This is a genomic window from Gilvimarinus agarilyticus (assembly GCF_000832015.1).
Lineage (GTDB): Bacteria > Pseudomonadota > Gammaproteobacteria > Pseudomonadales > Cellvibrionaceae > Gilvimarinus > Gilvimarinus agarilyticus.
Window position 1 is genome coordinate 3,605,948 of the sequence record NZ_JXCJ01000001.1, and the last position, 26,174, is coordinate 3,632,121.

The 26,174-nt window shown below is 52.8% G+C and carries 25 protein-coding genes; 8 read left to right on the forward strand and 17 right to left on the reverse strand.

What is annotated here, in order from left to right:
- Positions 1 to 3 precede the first annotated feature (3 nt).
- From SD69_RS15590 to rpe, 14 genes are all read right to left on the reverse strand, one after another.
- On the reverse strand, positions 4 to 591 hold the full coding sequence (locus SD69_RS15590) for a hypothetical protein (RefSeq protein WP_041523942.1): 588 nt from the start codon (positions 589 to 591) through the stop codon (positions 4 to 6).
- Positions 569 to 1,153 (reverse strand): type II secretion system protein GspM, encoded by a 585-nt coding sequence (gene gspM / locus SD69_RS15595; protein WP_041523943.1) that lies wholly within the window; start codon positions 1,151 to 1,153, stop codon positions 569 to 571. Before gspM ends, SD69_RS15590 begins: the two co-directional genes overlap by 23 nt.
- On the reverse strand, positions 1,143 to 2,159 hold the full coding sequence (locus tag SD69_RS15600; protein ID WP_041523944.1) for a PilN domain-containing protein: 1,017 nt from the start codon (positions 2,157 to 2,159) through the stop codon (positions 1,143 to 1,145). The genes gspM and SD69_RS15600 overlap by 11 nt, the downstream gene beginning before the upstream one ends.
- 3 nt (positions 2,160 to 2,162) lie before the next feature.
- Positions 2,163 to 3,029 (reverse strand): hypothetical protein, encoded by an 867-nt coding sequence (locus tag SD69_RS15605; protein WP_157471724.1) that lies wholly within the window; start codon positions 3,027 to 3,029, stop codon positions 2,163 to 2,165.
- 36 nt (positions 3,030 to 3,065) lie between these two features.
- Positions 3,066 to 3,659: a prepilin-type N-terminal cleavage/methylation domain-containing protein gene (locus tag SD69_RS18235; RefSeq protein ID WP_052481243.1), complete on the reverse strand. Its 594-nt coding sequence runs from the start codon at positions 3,657 to 3,659 to the stop codon at positions 3,066 to 3,068.
- Positions 3,656 to 4,048 carry a type II secretion system protein gene (locus SD69_RS15615; RefSeq protein ID WP_041523946.1) on the reverse strand — a complete coding sequence of 131 codons (393 nt, stop codon included), beginning with the start codon at positions 4,046 to 4,048 and terminating at the stop codon, positions 3,656 to 3,658. The genes SD69_RS18235 and SD69_RS15615 overlap by 4 nt, the downstream gene beginning before the upstream one ends.
- A complete protein-coding gene (locus tag SD69_RS15620; RefSeq protein ID WP_052481245.1) occupies positions 4,045 to 4,521 on the reverse strand; it encodes a GspH/FimT family pseudopilin in 477 nt (158 codons plus the stop codon). Before SD69_RS15620 ends, SD69_RS15615 begins: the two co-directional genes overlap by 4 nt.
- A gap of 11 nt (positions 4,522 to 4,532) precedes the next feature.
- Positions 4,533 to 4,955, reverse strand: a complete 423-nt coding sequence (gene gspG, locus SD69_RS15625) for a type II secretion system major pseudopilin GspG (protein ID WP_041523947.1) — start codon at positions 4,953 to 4,955, stop codon at positions 4,533 to 4,535.
- Positions 4,956 to 4,989: 34 nt separating this feature from the next.
- Positions 4,990 to 6,192: a type II secretion system F family protein gene (locus SD69_RS15630; RefSeq protein WP_041523948.1), complete on the reverse strand. Its 1,203-nt coding sequence runs from the start codon at positions 6,190 to 6,192 to the stop codon at positions 4,990 to 4,992.
- A gap of 138 nt (positions 6,193 to 6,330) precedes the next feature.
- Positions 6,331 to 8,037 (reverse strand): GspE/PulE family protein, encoded by a 1,707-nt coding sequence (locus tag SD69_RS15635; protein ID WP_041523949.1) that lies wholly within the window; start codon positions 8,035 to 8,037, stop codon positions 6,331 to 6,333.
- Positions 8,038 to 8,101: 64 nt separating this feature from the next.
- Positions 8,102 to 9,022: a peptidylprolyl isomerase gene (locus SD69_RS18975; protein WP_041523950.1), complete on the reverse strand. Its 921-nt coding sequence runs from the start codon at positions 9,020 to 9,022 to the stop codon at positions 8,102 to 8,104.
- A 331-nt stretch (positions 9,023 to 9,353) separates the two neighbouring features.
- Positions 9,354 to 10,040, reverse strand: a complete 687-nt coding sequence (locus SD69_RS18830; protein ID WP_041523951.1) for a hypothetical protein — start codon at positions 10,038 to 10,040, stop codon at positions 9,354 to 9,356.
- 284 nt (positions 10,041 to 10,324) lie between these two features.
- Entirely contained in the window at positions 10,325 to 11,917 is a 1,593-nt protein-coding gene (locus tag SD69_RS15650) for a hypothetical protein (protein ID WP_041523952.1), read from the reverse strand.
- 420 nt (positions 11,918 to 12,337) lie between these two features.
- On the reverse strand, positions 12,338 to 13,009 hold the full coding sequence (rpe, locus tag SD69_RS15655; RefSeq protein WP_041523953.1) for a ribulose-phosphate 3-epimerase: 672 nt from the start codon (positions 13,007 to 13,009) through the stop codon (positions 12,338 to 12,340).
- Between the two features lie 174 nt (positions 13,010 to 13,183).
- On the opposite strand from rpe, the gene SD69_RS15660 reads away from it, so the two are divergent.
- Positions 13,184 to 14,290: an acyltransferase family protein gene (locus tag SD69_RS15660; RefSeq protein ID WP_041523954.1), complete on the forward strand. Its 1,107-nt coding sequence runs from the start codon at positions 13,184 to 13,186 to the stop codon at positions 14,288 to 14,290.
- A 13-nt stretch (positions 14,291 to 14,303) separates the two neighbouring features.
- On the opposite strand, the gene SD69_RS15665 is transcribed toward SD69_RS15660, so the two are convergent.
- Positions 14,304 to 14,963 (reverse strand): nucleotidyltransferase family protein, encoded by a 660-nt coding sequence (locus SD69_RS15665; RefSeq protein ID WP_332307925.1) that lies wholly within the window; start codon positions 14,961 to 14,963, stop codon positions 14,304 to 14,306.
- Between the two features lie 5 nt (positions 14,964 to 14,968).
- Complete coding sequence (locus SD69_RS15670; RefSeq protein WP_198144116.1) at positions 14,969 to 16,015, reverse strand: aminoglycoside phosphotransferase family protein; 1,047 nt, start codon at positions 16,013 to 16,015, stop codon at positions 14,969 to 14,971.
- Positions 16,016 to 16,159: 144 nt separating this feature from the next.
- Between SD69_RS15670 and SD69_RS15675 the strand changes: the two genes are divergently transcribed.
- The 7 genes from SD69_RS15675 (at position 16,160) to SD69_RS15705 (ending at position 24,620) form a co-directional block, all read left to right on the forward strand.
- Positions 16,160 to 17,425, forward strand: a complete 1,266-nt coding sequence (locus SD69_RS15675; RefSeq protein ID WP_052481246.1) for a class I SAM-dependent methyltransferase — start codon at positions 16,160 to 16,162, stop codon at positions 17,423 to 17,425.
- A 169-nt stretch (positions 17,426 to 17,594) separates the two neighbouring features.
- Entirely contained in the window at positions 17,595 to 20,189 is a 2,595-nt protein-coding gene (locus SD69_RS15680; protein ID WP_052481247.1) for an LPS-assembly protein LptD, read from the forward strand.
- 16 nt (positions 20,190 to 20,205) lie between these two features.
- Positions 20,206 to 21,540, forward strand: a complete 1,335-nt coding sequence (locus SD69_RS15685; protein WP_332307917.1) for a peptidylprolyl isomerase — start codon at positions 20,206 to 20,208, stop codon at positions 21,538 to 21,540.
- Positions 21,540 to 22,544 (forward strand): 4-hydroxythreonine-4-phosphate dehydrogenase PdxA, encoded by a 1,005-nt coding sequence (pdxA, locus tag SD69_RS15690; RefSeq protein WP_041523956.1) that lies wholly within the window; start codon positions 21,540 to 21,542, stop codon positions 22,542 to 22,544. Before SD69_RS15685 ends, pdxA begins: the two co-directional genes overlap by 1 nt.
- Entirely contained in the window at positions 22,541 to 23,380 is an 840-nt protein-coding gene (rsmA, locus tag SD69_RS15695) for a 16S rRNA (adenine(1518)-N(6)/adenine(1519)-N(6))-dimethyltransferase RsmA (RefSeq protein WP_041523957.1), read from the forward strand. Before pdxA ends, rsmA begins: the two co-directional genes overlap by 4 nt.
- Positions 23,370 to 23,762 (forward strand): Co2+/Mg2+ efflux protein ApaG, encoded by a 393-nt coding sequence (gene apaG / locus SD69_RS15700; protein WP_041523958.1) that lies wholly within the window; start codon positions 23,370 to 23,372, stop codon positions 23,760 to 23,762. The genes rsmA and apaG overlap by 11 nt, the downstream gene beginning before the upstream one ends.
- A 48-nt stretch (positions 23,763 to 23,810) precedes the next feature.
- On the forward strand, positions 23,811 to 24,620 hold the full coding sequence (locus tag SD69_RS15705) for a symmetrical bis(5'-nucleosyl)-tetraphosphatase (protein ID WP_041523959.1): 810 nt from the start codon (positions 23,811 to 23,813) through the stop codon (positions 24,618 to 24,620).
- Positions 24,621 to 24,673: 53 nt separating this feature from the next.
- On the opposite strand, the gene SD69_RS15710 is transcribed toward SD69_RS15705, so the two are convergent.
- Positions 24,674 to 25,978 carry a GGDEF domain-containing protein gene (locus tag SD69_RS15710; RefSeq protein WP_041523960.1) on the reverse strand — a complete coding sequence of 435 codons (1,305 nt, stop codon included), beginning with the start codon at positions 25,976 to 25,978 and terminating at the stop codon, positions 24,674 to 24,676.
- Between the last annotated feature and the right edge of the window lie 196 nt (positions 25,979 to 26,174).

The following is a 26,174-nucleotide window of genomic DNA, read 5'->3' on the forward strand; positions in this document are numbered from 1 at the left end:
AAATCAATTTCGTTCCCCTTCAAAAGGGTGCTCGCCCTGCCATTGAGTCGGCAAAGACGGCCCGTGATCAAGTTCAAGTTGGGTGCTCACAAGCTCGCCTTCCAGGGTATCGGTCCGGCCAAAAATCGCTCCTTTCCCCATCACTGTCAAAAGTGTCCAGCCAGCCAGTTCTTCATCTACCCGCAAGTGATGGCTTTCATTTTTGTAGCGTATTGTAACGCTAGAGCCTGAACCGGCAGCGAATACCCCGATAAGCTGCATCTCATCGATACTGGCATTTTCTTTAGGCTCAGCCGTCGCCACCGCTTCGGTTTCTTCTGGCGGAGTGTAGGGTGTACGCCCCTGCCAAAATACTGGGCGCTCTAAAAGCGCACTGTAGTCGGCACCATCCTCTCCTGCGTTGTAGCTGGAAACTGTCAACACACCAGCGGCCGGAACAATAGGCTCAGGCAAACTCTTTGCGCCATAGGTAATAACGGCAACAATTACCAACAAACCAAACAAGCAGGCAAGCACGAGCACAACCATTAATAAACGGTTTAGAAAAGGTGTTTCTGTAGCGATTAAGTTAATAGGACTGATCTTGAGCACCTTGCCCCCCCGCTTGCAAGCTTCTCAGCTGCGCTCGCACCTCAACTAACTGAGGCTCGTTGGTATTTCGGCGGCGCTTTGGCTGCACAGTAATTTTGCTCACAAAAATTTTAGGCCGCGCCTGCTCCAACTCTGCCAAGGCCTGGGCTAGTGCATCTAACGAGCCGTCGGCATTCAGTGCAATGTTAATTTGCACAAAACCATCTCGTTGTTTAGAGCGGGATATCTGACTCGCACTAACATCAAGGCCAGCCACCGAGAATATATTGCGAGCTTGTTGCTGTAACTTTGTCGCCACCGAGTTGGTATTTTCAGTAGCACCATACACCAACGAATCTAACGACTCACGGCCCTCACGCTCTAATGCCCGTAACTGCGACTCGGACTGGACAAGCCCAGCCAGCCTTGCATATCTCGGCTCAATATCATCGATTTGAGCGTCGTATTGCTGCCATTTAAGCAGCAATAGAATCATGACATACAGCACCACGATAACGAGCACACCGAGAGTAACCCCGACAACTAGATATTCAGGCTTACGCCACGTTGCTCTATTCAGCATCTGGGGTTCCTTCCGCAACCGTGAACGCAAAGCTGTAGCGCTCTTTCTCATCGCTTTTACCTACTTTGCGGATACCGCTTACAGCACGTACGTTTTGTATACTCGGGTATTGGGATATCTCCTGCATCAGTGCCGCGCCATTGTCAGCCACGCCGTCAATCGTCACCGAACCACCCTCCTGCTCAAAGCTGGTTAGCCAGGCATCATCGGGCAATTTGTCACTCAACAAGTTCAACACAAACATCGGCTTTGAGACGCTCATCTCTGTGCTATTGAGCTCATCAATATACTGGTTGGCGGTTGCCAGCCCTGTGCGCAGCTGTACGATGTCTTTGGCCTGCTGCTGAATATTGTTATACGCCGCCTGAGTGGCAGCCAAATCGTAATACTTATACGCCACAGGCACCGCGAGTGCCATGACTAATAATAACAGCGCACAGGACACCAACACGGCCGCTTTTTGTAACCGCCGGCGATAGCGAGTGTTGCGTTCATACTCACCAAAACCGGACAGTACAATATGCTGCCCTCCCACCATAGCCCAAATCTCAATAGCCTTTGCCGCAGCGGAGGGGCGTGACTGATGCACGTAACTCATAACACTCGACTTACTGGCAATGGCAACGCCCACCACAAGTTTTGCCGCATCACTGTCTAGCACGCGCCAGCCATAAGCGGTATCGTCGGAGCCAAAGGGGCTAGCGGCAACAACCTCATTGGCAACAACCTGCGAGGGGGCCACACCCGCCATTCTGGGCACATTTAAGCTTTTGCTTAGTACCGTGTCTTCGGGCAGTAATATTGCGTTGGCGGCAATATCATCACCACCAACACCCAATAGCTCCACGGAGCCATCAGGTGCCTGTAACGCTACTGGCTCATCTATAAGCTTGCGTACCGGCGCGCCCTGAGCCCAGAATACTTCTCGCCAGGCCCCGCGAAAGGACTGCCATAAACCACGAAGATCATAGCCAAACAGCACCCACTGACTCGTTTGTACACTCATAGATTACCCATTAAACTCTACGCTGCTCACGCCATGTACTGGAAATTTGCGGTAAATCTGCCAACCTGAGCCCTCAATCACATTGGACTTAATCCAGACTGAGCGCTGGTAGGCCCTAGAGCCACTCATAGCGCGCGTATCTATACGCATATTACCACTGCCCGGAGCGCCTTTTTGTTGGCGCTGCGTGGCTAAATACTCTTGGTACAACGATGCATTACCCCCTGCTAATACCTGCAGAACTTCCGCGGGGGCAACGGCCACATTCACTTCGCCGCTACCTGCCATCGAGGCATAACTCAGGTAACGGATGCGCTCAAAAATGTCTCTTGTCAGCCCCGTAGCCGACATCACATCCTCTAACACCTGAACCCTGGAGAAGCTATCAGAAGCGTTTAACATCTGACGCTTTTCCAGCTTACGCTGGCGCCACTCTACCACAGATGCCGTCAATCGTTGAGCGCGCCCCTCAGGCACTCCAGCACCATAACGAAACAACTGCAGCAACACATCCTCCGGCGCTTTAAGTAGATTAATCAACCCCGCAACCGGCACAGCCCGCACATACACTTGCGACTCACCTACCTGAAAAACACCCCGTAAAGGGCTCTCACTTTCACCGGCTATGCTAGCCTGTTGCAACGACCTGGTTGCCATATAGAGCAATGCTGCGCCATCGCCTGCCGCCGCCACTTTAGCCATCGCCATTTGCGCCTTAGCGGTACGGCTCTCGACTTTTGCGACAACCACTACCCCACTAACCAGAATCGTTAAGGCCGCAATAAACCACAGCAATATAGCCAGCGCCATTCCGCGCTGAGCCCGCACTGGATTACGGTAGGCGAACGCCCCCTGGGAGAGCGAACTCATAAAGTAGCCTTTAACCAAAAACATGCGGTTACCATTTTACAGCTTCGCCACGGCGACAATTATGGTGGGCCAAAATCGCTCCCCTTGACGTATCTTAATGCGGACATGGTCCGGTGGAGCGTGAGTGTCCCCGCCGAGGCCCCAAAACTCTACCCAAGGCGCCGCACGGTTCTCACGGTAACTAACGCTAAACCCCGTAATATCCGAGGCAAGTACATAGGCGCGTCCATCACCAATGGATTGCAAACTGGTTATAGGCTGGTCATTTAATTGCACAACCAACTGGCTGTTGTCGTCGACGTACAGTCGCAACGATGTAATTCCGCCACTATGCCCGGGAATCGGCAAAGGCGCAGCTAGCAGTAGCTGGCTGTTACTGCCATAAAAATACTGCCCGAAAGAGCGGCCCGATTCGTAAACATAAACGGGCTTTGCTTGCTCGAGCGTACGCCGAATAAACCGGGTAACCGCCCGCATCTCGGCAACCCCTTGAGCGTGTGCTTGCACACGATGGCGGCTGACACCTAACGTTTGCATGGCTGTTACGGTGGCCAAAACAATTAGCGATAAGACGGTGATCGCCACTACCACCTCGACGAGCGTAAAGCCTTTAGACCTTGAGCGCTTCATTCAAGCACATCCACCGGAACCACCGAGTCGAGGCTATATTGCCGCGGTGTGCGCCCTATACCCCAAGCAACGGATACGCTCACACGATATAAATGAGGTTCGTTGGCAGGGTCTATCACCACCGGCTCGCTGGTAATCTGCCAGCGAAACCCATCCTCCGTAACACCGCTATCGCTCACGCCCTCTGGCGCCACCGAACTATTGTCGGCCAGCACAGTTTGCGCAACCATAACAGCGTAGGCGTATTCTTCACTAACGTTAACCGTACGAGCGGCACCACCTGTAGCCTGATAGAGCATGCCCAGAGAGATTCCCAAAATGGAGACTGCCACCATCATCTCAAGTAATGAAAAACCCGACTGGCAGCGCACCCTTAAACCAAGGTTCATCGATTATCCTCGGTAGCGGACAGCTGTTCGACCTCGCCAAGCAGCCAGCCCACATTCAAGGTAATTGCCTGGCCGGTATCTCGCGTTAGTGTTATCGCACCGCCAGACGAACTGCCATCTGGGTAAAACTGAATAGCGGCGGTATCACGGTCCGGACGAAACTCGGCCGCCGAGCTCACCTGTATGGCGACGTGCTCTGGCAGCACCTCAACACGATCTCCCACACTGACTTGCCGTGTTTTGGGTTTAACCAGTACCACCATAGTCGCACCAGAAGTACTGGCCTGATAGCGTCCAGTCTCCAGCAATGCTTTAACGTCGGCTATAGCACCACGATACTGCATACTGGCGAACATCTTACTGGCCGCAGGCACCGCTGCCGCCATTAAAACGGCTGCAATAGCCAGCGCCACCATCATCTCCAGCAAGGTAAAGCCGCAATGAGTACAGGCCTTTACAACTCGGGTTTTCATCACTGGTTTATTTAAAGCTGCCAGTTACCAATGTCTTCGTTGTCACCTTCGCCGCCGGCTTTACCGTCCGCACCAAAGGAGTAGATATCAAACTCTGCCTGCTCACCCGGAAAGCGGTAATGGTAATTGTTATTCCAGGGATCCTGCGGCAACTCATTGCGCTTTAAATAGGGGCCATTCCAGCCAGTAACATTACCGGGGTTAGTCACCAGCGCCTGCAATCCTTGCTCGGAGCTCGGAAAACGGCCTGTGTCCAGGCTGTAGATCTCTAAGGCCGATTCAAAGTCACGAATCTGAACTTTTGCGGTTTTCGCCTTTGCTCCACCTAACTGGTTTAAAACCCGAGGACCCACAAGACCCGCTAACAAACCAATAATGGCCAATACCACCAACAGCTCAACCAAAGTAAAACCGCGCTGATTTCTGCTACCCATATTTCACACCTATCTCACTGTAAACGTCTTTTCACTACGCGGCTAAATCGTTGACGGATAATATACCCATCAGAATCGCCACGATAATAAACCCAATCATGCCACCCATACCCAAAATTAAAACCGGCTCTAACAAGGTAAGGCTGCGCTTAACGCCACTCGATACTTCGTCGTCATAAACCCGCGCAAGCTCCAGCAGCATCTCATCTAAGCGGCCAGACTCTTCTCCTACACGAACCATTTGAATCATCATTGGCGAAAACATTTTCGCCTCAGCCAAAGCGTGCGACATACGCCCACCGCGCTTTACCTCGGGCGCAAGCGACTCCAGCGCCGCCCTCACAACGCCATTACCCACGGTAGATACGGCAATATTTAGCGATTTTAAAACCGACACGCCACTCGCCTGCAGAGTACCCATAGTGCGGGCAAAGCGCGCTATTTCATACTTGAACGTAACGCCACCTAAAATCGGTAACTTAAGTAGGGTTTTATCTAGCCACTGCTTACCTTGGGGCTTGCGCAGCCAACGGCGGGCCAGCCAGACAAAGCCCACCACCAATAATATAAGCAGCCAACCATAATTTTTTATCGCCTCACCACCGGCAATCACCCACTGGGTGAGTAGCGGCAAAGCATCGCCCATATCTTCAAACAAGGCTTCAAACTGGGGGACGACAAAGCCAAGCATCACCAGCACCGAAATCACGGCAATTACCGCCAAAATTGCCGGGTAGATAAGGGCCGAAATCACACTCGAACGCACTTGCTTAGCCCCTTCAAGCTGAGCGGCTAAACGCGCCAGAACCCCGGCCAAATTACCACTCGCCTCGCCCGAGCGAACCATGCTGATGTAAAACTCATCAAAGTAATCCGGCTGATCCTGCAGCGCCTGACTGAGCCCCTTACCGCCTTTAACCGTCTTAAGTAAGCCCTCGATTACACCCCGTAACGCCGGGGTAGCACTCATATCAATAAGAACTTTTAGGGCGCGATCAATAGGAAGGCCGGCCCGCAACAGTACCGCCAACTCGTTGGTAAACGACAGCACCTGATTGGGGCCAAACTTTGCTCGCCCTGCCCCGCTCGCGATAGCACCCGTATCAGCGTTTAGGGTTAACACAACAAGCCCCTGACTGCGCAAGTCGCGGTTCGCTACGTCACTCGAGCCCGCCTCTAGCGTCCCGCTAACAACACTGCCGTCGGCTCGAGCAGCCTTATAATGAAAACTAGGCATAATTAAAGGGGCACCAGATATTATTTAATAAACCGACTCAACAGAGTACGCGCCTGCCATACTCTAGAGCCGCGCAACACCAACATCAGTGTCAACCACAACCACTTGCTATTAAGGTCTACGCGCGTCAGGCGTTAACTATGACGCAACCTCAATGCTTTCACTTTGGTCTTGAGTCACCCGCAAAACTTCTTCCAGTGATGTTTCTCCAGCAGCCACTTTGCGCAAACCATCTTCAAACAGCGTTAACATACCGCTTTTTCGGGCGGTTTCATGCAATTGAGTTGCGTCATAGCCCGCCTGGATTGCCCTGTGCATGGCGCCATCCATAACAAACAGTTCGTGAATGGCGGTACGGCCTCGGTAGCCAGATTGCTTGCATTCACTACAACCTTGCGGCACATAAATTTGCAAGTTGCCCTCACCTAAAAACCTGTCCAGACCGAGTCTTTTCGCCTCTGTCATATCTACGTTTTGCGCAATGCGACAGCTTTTGCATAAGGTGCGGACCAACCGCTGCGCCAACACCCCATTAACCGATGAGGTAATCAGGTAGCGCTCGATACCCATGTCCTCTAATCGGGTAATCGCGCCAGCCGCCGTGTTGGTGTGCAAGGTTGAAAGCACTAAGTGCCCGGTTAACGCCGACTGCACCGCGATCTGAGCGGTTTCGCCATCACGCATCTCACCGATCATGATAATGTCCGGGTCTTGTCGCAAAATGGCTCGCAAAGAGCGAGCAAACGTCAGCTCAATTTGCGACTGAACCTGAATCTGATTGACGCCGTCAAGCTGATACTCTACTGGATCCTCTACCGTAATAATCTTCAGCTCGCTAGCGTCGAGGGTTGCCAAAGAGGCGTAAAGAGTGGTTGTTTTACCCGAACCGGTGGGCCCGGTAACCAGCAGAACCCCGTGAGGCTTAGCCAGCAATTGACGGTAGCTATCCAAAGTATTTGCGGAAAAGCCCATACTCTCCAGACTTAACTGGATGCTCTCGCGGTCAAGCACCCGCATAACAATACTTTCGCCATGCACCGTAGGGATAGTAGACACCCGTAAATCAAGCTCATGCCCTTTTACCCGGGTCATAATACGCCCATCCTGCGGCAGGCGTCGCTCAGCAATGTTCATGTGAGCAAGCAACTTAATACGTGAGGCAATCGCGGGCGCAAGCTCAAGTGCCGGAGCGTCAGGCGTATCCTGAATTACGCCGTCAACGCGGTAGCGCAAATGCAACGCGCCATCAAACGGCTCAACATGAATATCAGAGGCACCCAAGTCCAACGCCCGATGAATAATTTGATTTACCAGGCGAATAACCGGCGCCTCACTTGCCAAGTCTTTTAAGTGCTCGACAAACTCGTCATCATCTATTCCAGCCAAAGAGGCATCATCGTCCTCCTCTTCGGTATCTTCAGTTGTCTGACGGGCATTCAAAGCATTAGCAACGTCTGACTCTAACCCCAGGTGTACCGTTATTGGCCCGGCCAGAGCCATTGTAAGTGCCTTTTGAATGTACTGATCTTGCGGCACAACCGATACAAATTGCCAACCGCCGCTCGATTCAGATGGCCCGGCTATAGGTACCACACCATTGCTCAGCAAAAAACTTTCGGACAGTTGCGGCACTTCGACTGGCTCAGAAGGATAATCGGCCTCGGCAAGCAAGCGGATACCCAGCAAGTCCGACAAAGCCTGTGCAACATCCTGCTCCGCGACCAGACCAAGTTTAACCAAGACCTGTCCCAAATAGCCGCCCATTTCAGACTGAGCTAAAAGTGCGCGCTCAACATCCCGCGCCGACAGTTTGTTACGCTCTACCAACCACTCGCCTAGCATCATAGCTCGCTTGCACACCTGTTATTTACAATCAAAGTCACTCACGGCCTTAGCTCAAATTTACGAGCTACAACAGGCTCGGATCAACGTATTCCATTTCGAGCGCTTTGAGCGTTTCGTCGTTCAAGTCGAACTCTTTCGGTGAACGTGCCTCTAGGGTCAGCTCAGTTCTCAAATCTGAATCCATATTTTTTTGCAGCTTGGCAATAATACGCTCTTTAACCTCGTCAAAGGGCAGCGTGCCCGCTGGGCGCTCGCCATCGAGGCGAATAATATGGTAGCCAAATTGAGTTTTCACCGGCTCGCTTAAATCCCCCACCTCAGACATAGCAAATGCTGCCTCAGAGAAAGCCTTAACCATTCGGCCCGGCGCAAAATAACCCAATGCACCATCGTTTTTAACAGACCCGCTATCGTCAGAGTACTGCTGTACTAATGCCTCAAAGGACTCGCCGTCTTTAAGTAATGCTTGAACTTCGTTTATGCGCTCTAAAGCTTGCTCTTGGTTGCGCTCTTTGGTGATAGCCACCAGAATATGAGAGACGCTTACCTGAGCGGGGTGCTGATACTCAGCTTTATTAACCAAATAGTCCTCTTTGGCTAACGAGTCCCAGTTGGTTGCAGCTATTTGCTTGGCAATTGTGTCACGCACATAACGATTATAAAGCTGGCGATCACGCTCGACATCCAGCGCCCATTGCATCTGCTCATCGACCTTTACACCCTCGGCTTTCGCCATATTGGCGAGCACCCGAATCGTCATCAAGTTTTCCATTAACCGCGGCACCACACCGGGCTCTGCAAAACGCTCAGCCGGCAAACCTTGGTCGATTCGCTCCTGCACGTAATGGCGCATATCACCGACAGTAATGGTGACATCATCCGTGGTGAGCAGCACATCATCAGATTTAACACCTTTGGCCGATACCACATTGCTCCCCAGTAGAGTTACTAACACAAAACTGGCAAAAACTGACTTTACTTGCATATATTTAACCTTTCTCCAACCAATGTTTCCGAGACAAACAACTGCATAACGGAGTGCACCACGAAACATTATTCTGCAGCACCATCCACAAGTTAAGTCTGTAAAGTGCGGGCATAATAACATGCCCCCTCGCACACCACGACTCTTGCCATTTACCGCCCACCGCAGCGCTACACCTAAAGCGCTGGGTAAAAGACAGCAATTAGCCATGGAGGTTCACCTAGGTAGCTGCAACACCACGCTGTGCATATCAAAAGCCTTCAAATCTACCCCAGAAACAATAAAGGCGGACGCCCTTTCGGACGTCCGCCTTTATTTAAAACAACTAGACTTAGTTGTAGGCTTTAGTCAAAGAGCGGTACACAGGGCACCCACCAGACTTAGTACATCCGCTAGTACGTACGTTCAAATAGTACTGCTTGTTGGGCTCAAGCGCGCAGTAACCACGACGACTAGAGTGCGCCATATTTAAACCCATTGCCTCGGAGCCATAACCGTAGCAGAACGACACACGCTGGGATTCCGGCTGCCCTGGACACTCAGTCACCCAAGCCTCCATACTGATATTGGTAACGCCGATAGTCGCCGCAAACGCCACCTTGTTTGCTTCGCTTGCGCTTGCCGACGTGGTGAAAGGCATCGCAGTGATCGTATCGCCAATATTGACGACATGCTGCCCCTGACTATAACCATAGGCATAGGTGTTGTCGCGTTTAACACTACCAGGCCAGCTGCCACACGCGCCATTATCGGGAACGCTAGAAGACGAGCTACTCGAGCTAGAACTGGAAGAAGAGCTGCTAGAACTTGCCGGAACACTGCTCGAGGAAGACGACGACACAGAGCCAGAGCCACCACCGTTAACGGTAGTAACAATAACATTCAGGTCTTCGCCAGTTGAGTTAATTTGTAAGCTGCTAACGTCAACAACTTCACCGTCGATAGTAAGAGTAGCCGCAGTCGCAAACCCAGCGGTACATACAGCGCTCACACACGCCGCCACCAATAATTTTTTCATATTCACCCTCGTATGGTACGTATGTGCCTTCTAAGAGGCATCGTTTTGCCGTTTTTTTGGCGTCAACTTAACACTAGCAGGTTTCAGGCCAAACATTTGAAGTTAACACTAACAATTAATCAATTTTATTATATTCGCACTTCTGCAAATACCCAATCCCTATTAGGCAGAACTTAGAGCCAGTTGTCAATTTTTTGTACAATTTACAACATCTTTTCGATATTTTTTACTAAAAAAAACGCGGCCCGGAGGCCGCGTTCTTTACGTACATTACAGCAACAATATTACTGAATGTCGCGAGTGTACTTATGAACAACTACGCCAGCGTAGTTAGACAGTACACCACCTTCCAAAGTACCGTTTTCGTACTTCTGAACCGCAAAGCCAACTACTGGCAGACCAGTAAAGGTGTTTACGTCACCGGTGATTTCACGAGCATCATAGTCCGCTGCGTTACCACCTGGAGGTACAGCGTTGGTCAGGTCAATACGTGCCCAACCGTGCTCGTAACCGTCTTCCAAGTTCAAGCCGTAGGTCAGGTTCGCAGAAGAATCCAACACGCTGCCGCCATTGAAGGTCATGATGCTAACTTCAGTACAGAAGTTAAAGCCATCAGGAACAACGGTAACCTGAGGAGGCAGAGGCGAGAAGTCGATTTCACCTGGAACTACTGGTGCAGTTGGGTAACCCTCTTCACGATCCCAGTACTCGATATCGATGTGCTCACAAGCCGTTGAACCATCCCAAGGAGAGTTGAAAGGCGCCATTGCGATTGGCTCTTCAAAGTCATCTGAAGTATCGCCTGGAGTGCCGTTATCGTTAGTCTGGGTAAAGCCGTTCACGTAGAAACGCTTAGTTGGCATGGTAACAACCCAGTCGGTGTTTGCAGCAATAGCTTCGTCCAGAACATAGTCGTTAGACAGAGTGTCGCGCATAAACAGCGAGCTGATGGTGTCAGGAGAGTTTGCAGTGAAGTTGTTTGCAGCAATCTCGCCTTGACCAGCAACATCATCGTAGTAGAACACGTCAGAGAAAGGCAGAGCCTGAGTCAAAGACGGGAAAACACTACCAGTGTCTTGGTTCAGTTGAGTATCAGAGAAGTCGCCAACCGCAATCGCGTCGTAAGAGGCGTTAGTGCCTTCAGCTACGTCGATGATAGAGGCGTAACCGTACAGACCACCAGTAGGAGCAACAACGCCTACAGTAGGATCTTGATCCCAAACACCGCCGTCGTTCCAAGCGTTGCGAACTAGGTCACAGCTGCGTGGCACACCATCAACGTGAGTTACAGCAGAAGCTGGGTTGAACGCGTCATCAGTAGATGGATCGCCATCTGGATCCGCAACATTGCCGATCTCGCCCATCTCGATCACTTCAACGTAACCTTCACGAGTACGTGACAGACTTTTGTTGGTGTCAGAAGAGTCAACTGGATTAGCACCAGAGTTGTCTACGGCGTAAGCAAAGTTACGGAAGTCTTCACCGTCCGCATCAATTGCAGGCGCGGTACAAGAAGTGTCATTGGTGATGATTCGGGCAGGGAACTCGCCGTCACCAGTGCTCCATGGAATGCTGCCATCGTCAGCATTTTCTGACATAGCAACTGCGCCAGACCAATGGTCGTAAGCAGACAGGTACAGGTTAAAGTCAAGAACCTCCTGGCTGTTCTCACCTTCCAGGAAGCGAACCTTAACGGCCTTAGCTTCACCGGTGGTGTTTACCAGGTTGATGTTAGTGAAGTTACCACCGTTAACGGTGTAGTAAGGGAAAATCAGCACCTGGCCCAGGCCGTCTGAATTCAGGTAAGCCGCTTGAGCAGCACCTGATGCACCAGCCAGTCCCGCCAGCATTGCCAAAGGTAGAAGTTTTTTCTTCATTGTCTAGCTCCTAGATTTACAAAGTATCGTATTGTTTTCTGTAAGCGGGCGCGCTACCGCGACCCTATAAACTCGATTTACCACCAGCACATGACCGGCCAGATGCTCGACGAACACCCAATCGCGTTCTAAATTAACACACCCTTTAAGCCATAACAATAGCAAAGCAGGGTGATTTTGGGCACATAGCTGCCGCCAGAAACGCGCCCAAATCAAAGTTAGACCAAGATCACACTTGCTCAACCAACTTAGACGCGCCCGCCAACCCACAAGTGGCCTGACCTTATTCCGACGGTGGCAGTTTACCCGCACAAAGCGCCGCAGGGAAGCCCCCACACAAAAAATAACAACCGGCTCTACGCACCGCCATGCATTACCGCAGCGCTAAACGGTAAGCGAAATCCGTTCCAGCTTCTCAAACTAAGGCTGCCCGGCGGATTCGCGTAAGCGCTCTATTACCTCCCGGTAATCCGGCGCGCCAAAGATAGCCGACCCCACCACAAACGTATCCGCCCCCGCTCTGGCGACTTCCGATATATTGTGAACTTTGACGCCACCATCCACCTCGAGCCGCACAGGCAATCCCGCCTCATCAATTAGCGTGCGAGCTTCGCGCAGCTTATCCAGTGAATACGGAATAAACGCCTGCCCACCAAAACCCGGATTAACCGACATAATAAGCAAGAGGTCGAGCCGCGACAGCACCTGCTTTGCCACACTGACGGGCGTACCCGGGTTTAGCACTAAACCCGCCTTACACCCTAAGTCGCGAATTAACTGTAACGAGCGATCCAGGTGACGCGTGGCCTCGGGATGAATGCTAATAATAGAAGCGCCTGCGGCAGCAAACGCCTCGATAGCCGCATCTACCGGCTCAACCATAAGGTGTACATCTATAGGCGCCTCAACCCCATGGTCACGCAGAGCCTGACACACCATTGGCCCCACCGTTAAATTGGGTACATAGTGATTATCCATCACATCCAGATGAATCATATCCGCCCCGGCAAGCAGGACGTCATCACACTCAGCCCCCAAACGAGCAAAATTTGCGCTAAGCACCGAAGGTGCTATCACTATATCTTGAGCCACCGGCCCTCCTATTAACTGCTCACTGTTTACCGCCCAAGCTTTCACTCACGCGCATTTTGTCACTCTATTACGTTTCCCGTCACTTACTTATCACTAGCCGCACATAGCAATCAAATTAGGTATCCAGCATAATCCGAGCCAACCACCCAATCACCAACGCGAGTAAAGCTTTACATGCAAGCCTTTATACCCACACTGCACGGCCTAAGAGGGCTCGCCGCCCTAGCAGTGGTACTGTTTCACTGGGATGCGTTGTTTCCGGCCTTTAAAGAAGCCTATGGCAGCGTAGGTTTTGTCGGCGACCAATGGAACCTCTTTATGCAGATCGAATTCGGCTGGCTGGGGGTGCCATTGTTTTTTGTACTGTCGGGCTACCTGCTGGGCGGCCAACTAAAGCACCAACAACTCACAGGCGCAACCTTAATACATTTTTGGCGACGCCGGTTTATGCGCATATACCCTGCGGTTTGGCTACAGCTGACCATACTAGCATTAATTTCTTACTGGCTGCCGAGCCTGCTTCCCAGCACATCCACACCCGAGCTAATTCGCAACGCGCTACTGTGGATCAACATGCCGCCATGGATGACCAAGCCGATCAATGGCGTATGGTGGACTCTTCCTATCGAGCTGTCGTTCTATATTGCCCTGCCTTTGTTAATTTTACTGCAACGAAAAATCGGCTGGATTGCGACGACTGCCGCCTGCTTTGCGCTTGCCATTAGCTGGCGTTACGCGGTCATAGAGGCGCTGCCTAGCTCTCACTACGTCAAGCACCTACCTGTTCTCGATATGCTCCCCGGCAGCATATCGTCGTTTGCGGCAGGCTTTGCCATCAGTTTTTTAGATATTCGCTGGAGCAAACTGCAGTGGCGCGCCGCTTGCGCAAGCTCAATCGGCGTTTTTTTAGCCCTTCAGTATTGGCAGCTCAGCCATAAAGAAGTTTATTGGAGCGGACACTGGATACTAGTCATTTGGAACCCCGCCATGGCGGCAGCGATTGCACTTATGGTTTATTGCGCTATTCATCCGCAGTGCCGCGGTGCAATTTTAGGCAGCCGCCCTTTGGTATGGCTCGGTGAAATAAGCTTTGGCATCTACCTGTGGCACTTTCCGGCGCAGCAGGCGCTTCTGGCCCTCGACCAGGATTACTGGGGCACCCCCGCCGCCAGCGCTCTGGCGCTTGCGCTTTGCTTACTAATAACACTACCGCTGGCAGCAATGAGCTATTACTGGGTCGAAAAACCTATTATGGGCTGGCGCAAAACCCGATCAACATAATCGCTACTGACTACTACCCCTGCAACGCCTCCAACCGCTCGGGCGTACCCACATCACTCCAGACTCCTGTGTAGACCTCGGCCGAAAGTCGATCGTTAACCGCCGCCTCGCGGAATACTTCCGCCAAGCCAAAGCAGGCTCTGCGCTTGGGGTATTCCAGCACAAGTGCAGGTTTCAGCAGGCTAACACCGGCAAAGGTAAAACCCTCTCCCGCCCCCAACAACTGTAAACGGCCGGAGGCATTAACATCAAAGTCACCTGTTGGCTTAAAGTCAGGGTTGTGCACCAACACCAACCGACCGAGGTCATCCTCCCCCAGCGGCGCCTTTAGCAAACCACTAAAGTCGAAGTCGGTAAACACGTCAGCATTGAGCAAAATAAACGGCGCATCTCCCAACAGCTCTTGCGCATGTACGATAGCACCGCCGGTCTCAAGGGGTTCTGGTTCGCTGGAGTAAGTCACCTGTAGTCCCCACGCGGCACCATCGCCAACGTACTGCTGAATTTGCGGCCCACGGTAGGCGAGATTAATGATCACCTCGCTTACACCGGCACGAGCCAGGGCCTCCAGGTGATAGGCAATAAGCGGCTTACCGCGAACCGGAATCAGGGGCTTGGGGAGGGTGTCCGTTAAAGGCCGCATGCGTTTACCCAGGCCCGCCGCCAATATCATAGTCTTCACAGCAAACTCCTTACGTCTACATCAAAAGGCGACTGCGGGCAGTACCAGCTTTGCGCCTCGCACGCCGGCACAACCCGCGCACGAAACCAGGCGGCAAAATCTTGCAGCTCTGGATACAGATCGGCCACCTCTTGCACATAGCCAATCACCCGGGGTAAATCCGGTAAATAGTTCGATTTGCCATCACGCAGATGCAACCGTGAAAAAATCCCCAGTACCTTTATATGGCGCTGCAGCCCCATCCAATCGAAGTCGCATAAGAAGTCATCGGCCGAGATACGCTCCATAATGCCGGCATCCAAAGCCATGTCACCATAGGCCAACGCCCAACGGCGCACCTCGGCCGGGGGTAAACGCACATAACAATCGCGCAACAACGAGGCCAGATCGTAAGTCACAGGCCCCACCACGGCATCCTGAAAATCGATCACCCCCAAGCTATTGTCGGCTTTGACGAGCAAATTGCGCGAGTGAAAGTCCCGGTGCATCATTACCTGCGTCTGCTTAACCGCTCGATCTACCAATCGATCGAACGTCGCCTCTAGCAGAGTCGTCTCCTCTGGAGCCAAGCTCAGCCCTAACAGCGGCCCAGTAAACCACTGCACAAATAACCCCAGCTCGCGCCGTATAAAGGCTGCATCAAAGCGTGGCAACATCTCTGAATGAATAGGCGCCTGGGCGATGGCCAGCAGGGTAAACAATGCCTCACCGTAAAGCACAAGGGCATTATCACCATCGAGCTCAGTACCAAACTCGCGCCGCCCCAAGCTTTCCACCAGCACAAACCCTCGTTCAATATCCACCGCGGCCACCTGAGGCACAGCCACGCCGCAGGTGCGCAACAACTCGGCCACTTTTAAAAACTGCCGGGTATTTTCGGTAGCCGGGGGGGCGTCAACGGCCAGTAGCGCAGAGGCATCGGGAATGTTGTAGTAGCGCCTAAAGCCCGCATCACCACCGCGTGGCTCTAGCACCACAGGGCGACCTAAGGTCTCACTCACCCAGGCCTGTAACGCCTGCTCCCGCTCTTGCTTAACGCTCAATCGTCACCTCTATTACACCTATGGTCTCCGGCCAACGAAGCCCGTAATTTACCGCCAACTATACCCACCAACGCACCTTGTCATCTAGCGAAACATGGTAGCATTCGCTATCGAACAACACGATTATCAGGACCGGCACTGGACATGACAACAGCTGATACCCCAACGCTAGACGAGCTAAAAAATAAAACCACCGCCCTTTGTAATACAGATTATTTTCGCGACGTGATTTTACGTCATTGCCCAGGTCTGCCCAACTCAACCGCAGGTAACGATGCTCCTTTAGTAACTGAGATTCACCCCGCCGACCAAATGCTGAACCACTCGCTACAACACCACTTGGATGCGAACGCGGCTCTCAGCCAATACTATAACGTAGGCTTGCAGCAATTCAGTGCCGCACAACAGATTCTCGAGCTGCTCTACCCCGAAGGTCGTGACAAGCTAACCATGCTGGACTTTGCCTGCGGGTATGGCCGCCTGCTTCGGTTTATGTCGCAATACCTGCCCCGGCACAACCTGTATGCCGCTGAGATACAAGCCGGTGCACTCGCGTACGTGAAAGAGACGTTTAAGGTGTCAACCATTGCCTCGCACGGCGCCGCTGAAGATTTTCAACCGCCGATGCAATACGACGTTATTTGGGTAGCTTCGCTGTTTTCTCACCTACCCAAAACCCTATTTCGCGATTGGCTGGCGCGGCTTCACCAATCACTTAGCCCCGAAGGGGTCTTGTGCTTTAGCGTGCACGACGCCTGCTTAGTACCCGAAGGGCATGAGTTCCCCACGGATGAAGGCTATTTGTTTTGGCCTCAAAGCGAAAATGCCGATCTGGACACCAGCCTGTACGGCACCACTTACGTCAACGAAACTTTTGTGCGCAACATGATCGAGAGCGTCTGCGGCGCCGGCCAAACCTACTACCGTATTCCACGCGCACTCGCCCACGAGCAGGACATTTATGTGGTCGCCGGAGGCGTGGGCTGCGACTTAAGTGCTCTGAAAAACTTTCGCCGTGGCCCTTGGGGCTGGGTGGATGAGCGCACCCTTAGCGCAGGTGGTGAGCTCTACCTAAGAGGTTGGGCAGCGTCTGTGGATGACGGGCCCCTTGAACACATCCACATCACGGTAAACGGCCAGCAAGTAGCCTGCCCTAGCGGTAAAACCCGCGAAGATGTCGCCCGCGTGTTTGCCGACTCCCGCCTGGCATCTTCAGGCTGGGAGTTTCGCTACCAACTCCCCAAAAATGTTACCCGCGCCCGAGTCGAGGTCAGTGCCAGCACTGAGCGCAATGAGCACGCACTACTTTACACCGGTGACTTATATCGCCCGACCCCCGAGTCACACACCCCGAACGCGGCACCGGGCAGCTTGCTAAGCCGCTTATGGCAACGCCTGCGGAGCCATTAACCACACCGCTGGGCCAACCACGTACGCTGTGAATTCGGTTTCCCTAGAGCTGCGTTAATGCAGTAGAATGACCGCCTTAATATGCGCGGCGGCTTGAGCCTGCTTGCTCGCCGCCTGGCGCATTGTCGTATCAGGGCGCCCGTTATTTAAGGATAGTAGAGACCTCTCAATGGCCGATCGAGACCATCACCTCCGTTACCGTCTACAACGCACTGCTGAAGCATCTGGCCTAAAGCTGCCACGTTTTAAAGAGGCGACACTGACATTTTTGGCGCTCTCAACACTGAGCCAACCTACTCTCGCCGCCGACCATAAACACGAGGCCAGTTACGGTCGCATCGACTGGGTACCGCGTGACCAACTGTTGGAAGAAGAGCTTGAAACCCTTCCCGCCGGTTGCTGTGGTGCTTACGTTAACCCTTATCAGCCTGACCCCAATGCCCCCCCTATTGAGGAGACCGACATTGAGGCCAATGCCGATCACACTTCATCTAGTGGCGGGCAAGCCATCGTCCTCGAGGGTAACGTCGAGCTTCGCCAAGGGGTGCGCATGCTGCGTACCCACCGCGCCGAGCTAAACACCGAAACCGGCGACTTAACGCTCGACCAAGAGGTAACGATCCGGGAAGATGGCCTGTTGATTTTGGCCGACAAAGCAAAAATGGAGCGCGATAGCGGTGACGCACTGATCGACAACGCCGAATTCGTGCTCCATGAATCGCGCCTACACGGCCGCGCCGGCAAACTGGAGAAGTTTGGCGACCGCCTCATACGCCTTAGCGATGGCAGTTTTACCACCTGCGAGCCGGATCACGAGTTCTGGCGCATGGAAGCCTCCGAGGTCGAAATCCACCCGGACGATAGCTACGGCACCGCCAAACACGCACGATTACTTATTAAAGACATCCCTGTGTTTTACATGCCTTATCTGGCATTCCCTATAGGCGATGAGCGCAAAAGTGGCTTGTTGTTTCCTTCGTTTAGCACCAGTTCGCGCAACGGCATAGAGTATGCTCAGCCCATTTACTGGAACATTGCTCCGCAGATGGACGCCACCATTACCCCCCGCTACATGGAAGAGCGCGGCACACTATGGGACGGCACCGTCAGACACCTGTCATCGTACTTTTACACCCAGCTCTCCGGGGGCTTTCTGGGAGGCGACAAAGGTGGCTACGATCGCCAGGCTGAGAACGACATTGCCTCGGGCGAGAAAACTCCCGAAGAGGCCTACCCGCACAAGGGCGACGATCGCTGGATGATCAACCTCGATCAAACCGGCGGCAAGCGCAGCCGGCTAAAAACCCGCATCGACTATACCGATATCAGCGACGCCGATTACCTGCGAGACATTACCAGTAGTGATATCGATGTATCGCGCCAGTCGCGCATAAGCAAATTTGGCGAGGTCAGCTATAACGGCGATGCCTGGGAGATCGGCGCCAGCGCCGAAGAAATCCGCTACCTGAATGAGTCAAAGCAAAAGCCCTACAAACAAATACCACACTTGTTTGCCAATGGTGATTTTCGCTTTGGCGACTGGCAGCTGGATCTCGACAACCAATTCACCAGCTTTGATGTTACCGAGTACTATGACCGCGCCACCAACCGTTTAGTGGTGGGCGATCGTTTTAACACCGATTACGGGCTAACCTGGGACAAACGCTGGCAGTGGGGCTTTTTTCGCCCACGGGTCGGGGTTAAAACCCTCAGCTATCAACTAGAACAAGCCGATTACGACCCAGAAGGGCGCGAGCCGGACGAAGCCATCTACAACGATTCGCCGTCGCTGGTCGTGCCCCAGGGCAGCATCGATATGGGTATGTTCTTTGAGCGCTTTGGCAACCTCGGCGGCACCGAATTTATCCAAACCCTCGAGCCGCGCCTGTTTTATTTTTACAGCGACTACGAAGATCACTCCGAAATCTACTCGCCGCTTAACGACAGCAACAAGTACATCGAGTTTGACACCAAGTACGTCACCTTCGATTACAACCAGCTGTTTCGCACCACGCGATTTTCCGGTTATGACCGTATCGACGACGCCAACCAAGTAAGCGCAGGCTTAACCAGCCGGTTTATTTCACCGGTAACCGGGCTCGAGCATTTGGAGCTGAGCGTGGGCCAAATTTACCGCTTTAAAGCCCCTCGCGTGGCCCTTAACCCCAACAATCAGCCCGAAGAAGAAACCTACGCCGAGTCCGAGTTTGCCGGTCGTATCGCCGCCCGGGCGGGCGATTACCTGCAAGTGAGCGGCGATGTGCTGTACGATCAGCATAAAAGCGAAGTGTCTAACGCCGGCGCCACCATTGAGTACGCCGATGACTCTGACCGCTTGATCAGCCTGACATACACCTACAAGCGCAATGTCACAGAGTTTGATGTAGACGAAGAGATCGATCCGGATGATCTTCTCGATCGCAGCCGTAACCAGCTGGATGTCGGAGCGTTTATCCCAGTGAGCAACAGCTGGAGCATTATCGCCCGCGCCAACTACGATTTAACCTACGAGCAGGAACTCGACACCTTTGCCGGGTTCGAATACAGCGACTGCTGTTACCGGGTTCGCCTGTTGTGGCGCAAATGGCTGAACTTTGACTACAACGACGGCACGATCCTTAACACCGTAGAAGAAAACGATTACGACGACGGTATTTTCGTCGATATTCAGCTCAAAGGACTGGCCAGCATCAGCGAGCGCGTCGGCAGCCTCTTGGGTAAAACCATTTTAGGTTACGACGAACGCGAACAAAACTTACGATAATCAAACAGTGATGACTATGAATAAAACAAGCTTGGCAGCCCCTCTCATGCAATGGGTGGGTGCCCTCACAATCAGCGCTGCCGCGACCTTTGCGCAGGCAGAAACCCAGATTCTCGACCGCGTGATTGCCGTTGTCGATCAGGGCGTGGTTTTGCAAAGCGAGTTCGACGAGCGTAAAAACTCCGTATTGCAGCGGCTGCAAGGTCAGTACGAACAACTCCCTCCCATGGATGTGCTGGATCAACAAATTCTCGACCAGTTGATTTTGGAGCAACTCCAGCTCGAAGAAGCCGCCCGCTACGGCATGGAAATTTCAGATCAACAGCTCAACCAAACCATACAACAAGTCATGGCCAGCAACGGCTTTTCGTCTCTCGACGAGCTTGCGGCCGACCTCGCAAATGAAGGCATGTCGCTCGCACAGTTGCGCGAAAAAATACGCCGTGACCTGCTGATCAACCAGGTTCAGCAAGGTGTGGTCAATAACCGCATTCGTGTGACCGAGCAAGAAATCGACAATTTTCTCGCCTCCAGCGACGGCAAATTCGCCACCTCGCCCGATTACCACCTGGGCCATATTCTGATTAGCGTTGCCTCTTCGGCCAGCCCAGAGGATGTTGCCGAGGCCGAGACTAAGGTCAATAACATTTATCAGCAACTGCAAAACGGCGAGAGCTTTAGCCAAATGGCCATCGCCCACTCAAACGACCAAACCGCACTGGAAGGCGGCGATTTAGGCTGGCGCAAACTGGCGCAACTACCCGAGCTGTTTAGCGACGTCGTCAGCAATCTGGAGGTCGGCGATGTTTCCGAACCAATCCGCTCCGGAGCCGGCTTTCACCTGATTAAAAATATCGAGCAACGCGGCGGCGGCGAGCAATTAGTACAACAAACCAAGGCTCGTCATATTCTGATCAAAACCTCCGAGATCATGGACGACGAGACCGCCCAGGAAAAACTCACCGAGCTTAAAGCCCAAATCGAAGACGGCGCAGACTTTGCCGAACTCGCCCGGGAAAACTCTGAAGATATTGGCTCAATGCTCGAAGGCGGTGACTTGGGCTGGGCCAGCCCCGGCATGTTTGTGCCCGCGTTTGAAAACGCCATGGCCACTACCGAAATCGATGAAATTACCGGCCCCTTTAAAAGCCAATTTGGCTGGCACATTCTGCAGGTAACCGACCGTCGCCAAGAAGACATGAGCGACGTCGTAATTCGCAATAAAGCCGCCCAGATGATGCGCGAGCGCCGTTTTGATGAAGAGTTGCAAGTGTGGCTGCTAGAGCTGCGCGAAAATGCCTACCTCGACATTAAAGAGCTGGACGAAACTGGCGAGGGCAGCGGCGTTTAATGAGCCAGCCAATCGCACGCATCGCTATTACCCCCGGGGAGCCCGCTGGCATTGGCCCCGATTTAGTACTGGCGCTAAGCAAAAGTACCGGTCGCGACGAGCTGGTCGTTATCGCCGACCCTGAGCTCCTAAAAGCGCGTGCAGAGCTTTTAGGCGTTAGCGTTGACATCGTGACGGTTAAGCTCGACGACCCGGCGCGTAGCCCAAGCGCGGGCTCTTTGCATGTACTGCCGGTAGCACTTGCGACCGAGGCGGCGCCCGGCCGCCTTAACAGCGACAACGCCCGCTACGTACTTAACACCCTTGATACCGCTATTGCTGGCTGTAAAGCTGGTCATTTTGACGCATTGGTAACCGGCCCCGTACACAAAGGTGTTATCAATGATGCCGGGGTCGCTTTTAGTGGGCACACCGAATACCTGGCCGAGCATACCGATACTCCGCGGGTGGTTATGATGCTGGCCACCGAAGGATTAAGAGTGGCGCTGGCCACAACCCACATTCCCCTCAGAGACGTGGCCGACGCCATCACCGCTCATTTACTGCGCGAGATTATTAGCATTACCGCGCACGACTTGCGGCATAAATTTGGCATTGCGCAGCCGCGAATTTTAGTGTGTGGCTTAAACCCCCATGCAGGTGAAGGGGGGCACCTGGGCCACGAAGAGATCGACACCATTGAGCCGCTACTAAACCAGATGCGCGCCGAGGGCTACGATTTAACGGGCCCACTTCCGGCTGACACGCTGTTTACGCCTAAATATTTGCAAAATGCCGATGCCGTGCTGGCCATGTACCACGACCAGGGTTTGCCTGTGCTTAAATATCAAGGCTTTGGCCGGGCGGTTAATATTACGCTGGGGTTGCCCATTATCCGCACATCCGTCGACCACGGCACCGCCCTTGACCTAGCCGGCAGTGGCAGCGCCGATCACGGCAGCTTGTTAACCGCCATCGATTACGCCCAAACTATGATTCATGCCCGGCGCGAGGCCAGCCAATGAAAACATCTTTCACCCCCGGCTCGCCCCACCGTGCGCGCAAGCGATTTGGGCAAAACTTTTTAGTCGATCATGGCGTCATTCAGCGTATTGCCAGTGCCATACGCCCACGCCCGGGCGAGACTATCGTTGAGATTGGACCCGGCCAAGGTGCCCTTACCGAGCCTCTGGTGGTCAGCGCCGAAACCCTGCACGTTATCGAGCTCGACCGGGACCTAGTACCCTGGTTGCGGGTCCGCTTTGAAAAATACCCGGGCTTTACCCTGCACCAGGCAGACGCTCTAAAGTTTGACTTTGCAAGCTTAGAGGGCGCCAACAAACCATTACGTATTGTCGGCAACCTGCCCTATAACATCTCTACGCCTCTGATATTTCATCTGATCAGCTTTGCCGATAAAGTGCAGGACATGCACTTTATGCTGCAAAAAGAGGTGGTTAAACGGCTCGCCGCCAGCCCTGGTGAAAAAGCGTTTGGCCGGCTCTCAGTGATGGTGCAATACTACTGTCGCGTGGAGCCATTGTTTGACGTACCACCGGGCTCATTTGACCCAGCGCCTAAAGTAGATTCGGCCATTGTCCGCATCACGCCCTACCGCGAGCTGCCACACACCGTAGGCAATATTAGAACACTGGAAAAACTCGTTACCGCTGCATTTGGCCAGCGCCGTAAAACCCTGCGCAACGCGCTTAAAAGCCTACTCGATGTGACCGACATGGATGATTTACCCGTGGACATATCAAAGCGAGCCGAGCAACTCACCATGGCAGAGTTCATCGCCCTTAGCGATGCCATAGACGAGCGCCTAAAGGACCCTAAGTACATTCAAGATGACAGATAATACCAGCTCACTACCGAACGACATTGCCATTGAGGTGAATACAGGCTTTTTAGCCGAGCAATCTCAGCCCGAGCAACAGCGCTATGCGTTTCGCTACACAATTACCATCCGCAATCACGGCCAACACCCTGCACAGCTGTTAAGCCGCCACTGGGTGATCACCGACGCGAACGACCAGGTGCAAGAAGTACAGGGGCTTGGCGTCATCGGGGAGCAACCCAACATTGATGCCGGCGATAGCTATACTTACACCAGTGGCGCGATACTCGCCACGCCTGCGGGCATTATGGAGGGGTCTTATGAGTTTTGCCTGCCAGATGGCCAGCGTTTTAATGCGCCGATCCCCGCATTTGCCTTGGTGCCACCGGGCGCCCTGCACTGATACCATGAATGGATTAACCGCAACCCGACACTAGCGTACCTATACACCATGAGCACTTACGCCATTGGCGACATACAAGGTTGTCTGGACCCACTGCTGAGACTGTTGGATAAAATTCAATTTGATCCAACTTACGATCGATTATGGATTGCCGGCGACCTGGTAAACCGAGGCCCCAGTTCACTCGCCACGTTGCGCTATCTCTATTCACTGGGAAACTCAGTTACCGCCGTTCTTGGCAATCACGATTTACACTTTATTGCGGTCGCCTACGGGCACAAACGCAAAAGCTCTTTTGACACACTCGACCAACTGTTACGCGCTAACGATTGCGACGAATTAATCCATTGGTTACGTCATTGCAAGTTATTGCACACCGACTCATCGCTCGGTTACACCATGGTACACGCCGGTATCCCGCCAATCTGGAACCTAGAACAAGCCACCGCACACGCGAGGGAAGTCGAGACTATGTTGCAAAGCGACTACATAAATGACTTCCTGGCTAACATGTATGGCAACAAGCCCTGCCAATGGAAAAACAAGCTAATTGGCAACCCGCGGCTGCGTTTAATCACTAACTACTTTACCCGTATGCGTTTTTGCAGTGCAGAGGGTGAGCTGGACCTTAACAATAAGACCGCCGTAAGCGCCAATGACTTTTTGCCCTGGTTTGCGCACCCGCACCACGCCTGTCGCCAAGAGAAAATAATTTTTGGACACTGGGCAGCCCTCGAGGGTCGGGCAGCAGCACGTAACGTTATCGCTCTGGATACCGGCTGCGTATGGGGAGGCTGTTTAACCGCCTTACGGCTTGAGGACGGCGAAATGTTTCGTACCCGCTGCCCAAAGACGTAAATACATTGAGCAAACGTTTTTATGGTTCGCGCATGCTAAACCGGTAGCGATTGCTAATCACCAGTCTCGGCTATCACACGGTTGCGCCCGTCTTCTTTCGCGCGATAAAGCGCATCATCGGCTGCTTTAAACAGCTGTTCCACCGTTTGCCCTCCGGTTAAGGACGCCACGCCAAAGCTCGCCGTAACCTGTAGGCCGTGGTCAAACCGATGTTCGGCAATCATTATTCGTACTTTCTCGGCTATCTGCTCGGCGTATCGGATACGGGTATTACGGCACACCAGCACAAACTCCTCCCCGCCCCAGCGGGCAAAGAGATCGGTCTCTCGAATATGTTGCTTAACTAAAGCTGAGATACCCGCCAAAATGTCATCGCCAACCGCGTGCCCGTATTGATCATTGATACGTTTAAAGTGATCGATGTCCATCATCACGACCGATAAAGGCTTAGCACTGTGGCGCCACTCCCACAAACCAGTCTTGATCGACTCTTCGATACCATCGCGATTAAACGCCCCCGTGAGCGAGTCCATTTTGACCTTGGCTTCTAACTCTCGCGAGCGACTATCCAGCAGCTGATTGACATCCAGCAGCTCTTGCTCGCGCCGCTTACGCTCGCGAACTTCACCATTGAGTTCCAAAATGCGGTAGCCAAGAAACAGTAAAATCAGTACCGCCCAGGCAATAATAATCGTCAGATACCAGTCTTCCGAATCCAGCCGCTGGCCGATAAACTCAATGCGGCGCAGCACAAAATGGTGCTCGCCCGGTAAATGTCCCGAGCCTGTCTGCAACTCAAGGGCAACCGTATTAGCAAACTCAGGGTGACTTAAATTGGGCGGAATCGCTTTCTCGCGTAACCACCAATTGGCGACAAAAAAATCATCAAAACCAAACTCATAATAATTTTGATCTAAGGCGGGCGAAAACTCTAACTGATTATATTTCGTTGTGGTTTCATCATTCTCAAGGCTATAACGGCTGTCATAGTTGCGCAAAAAGATCCGGACACTGTCGTTTGGCCCAGTGTAGTCAAGCCAAATTTTTATGCGCTGATACCGGCTCAAGTCCACACCCTTAATATGGCTTGGCGTCAGCTGCACCACAAAACCACAGTGGGGGTACGCAAAGCCTTCACGAAGGTGGCAGCGCCACTCGAAGTATTCACCAGAGTTTGCAAGAACCTCGACTTCACTATTGCCTCCCGAGGGGGAATCATCGTAGAGCCGGCTATCAAAGCCTTCATCGGGCGCAATGACAAAGCTTTCTTGCAGCACCCATCGCTGCCCGACGATCGCTACCGCGGTCAATACAACCAGTACCAGCAACGCTTTTTCAAATCGCATTTTTGTTGGCATAAGCGGCCTCGGGCCACAGCTAAAAGCGATTGCTCGCCTTCGACATTCGGTTATTCTTATTATAGATCAATAGAAACGACTGATATTAATGGCACCAGGTACCAGAAGATTAAGGTATAGACTTACCGCTATACTAACCTATTACACCAGCTGGGTGAGTGTCTCGTTATATACCGTAAAGTGTCACACAGTGTGT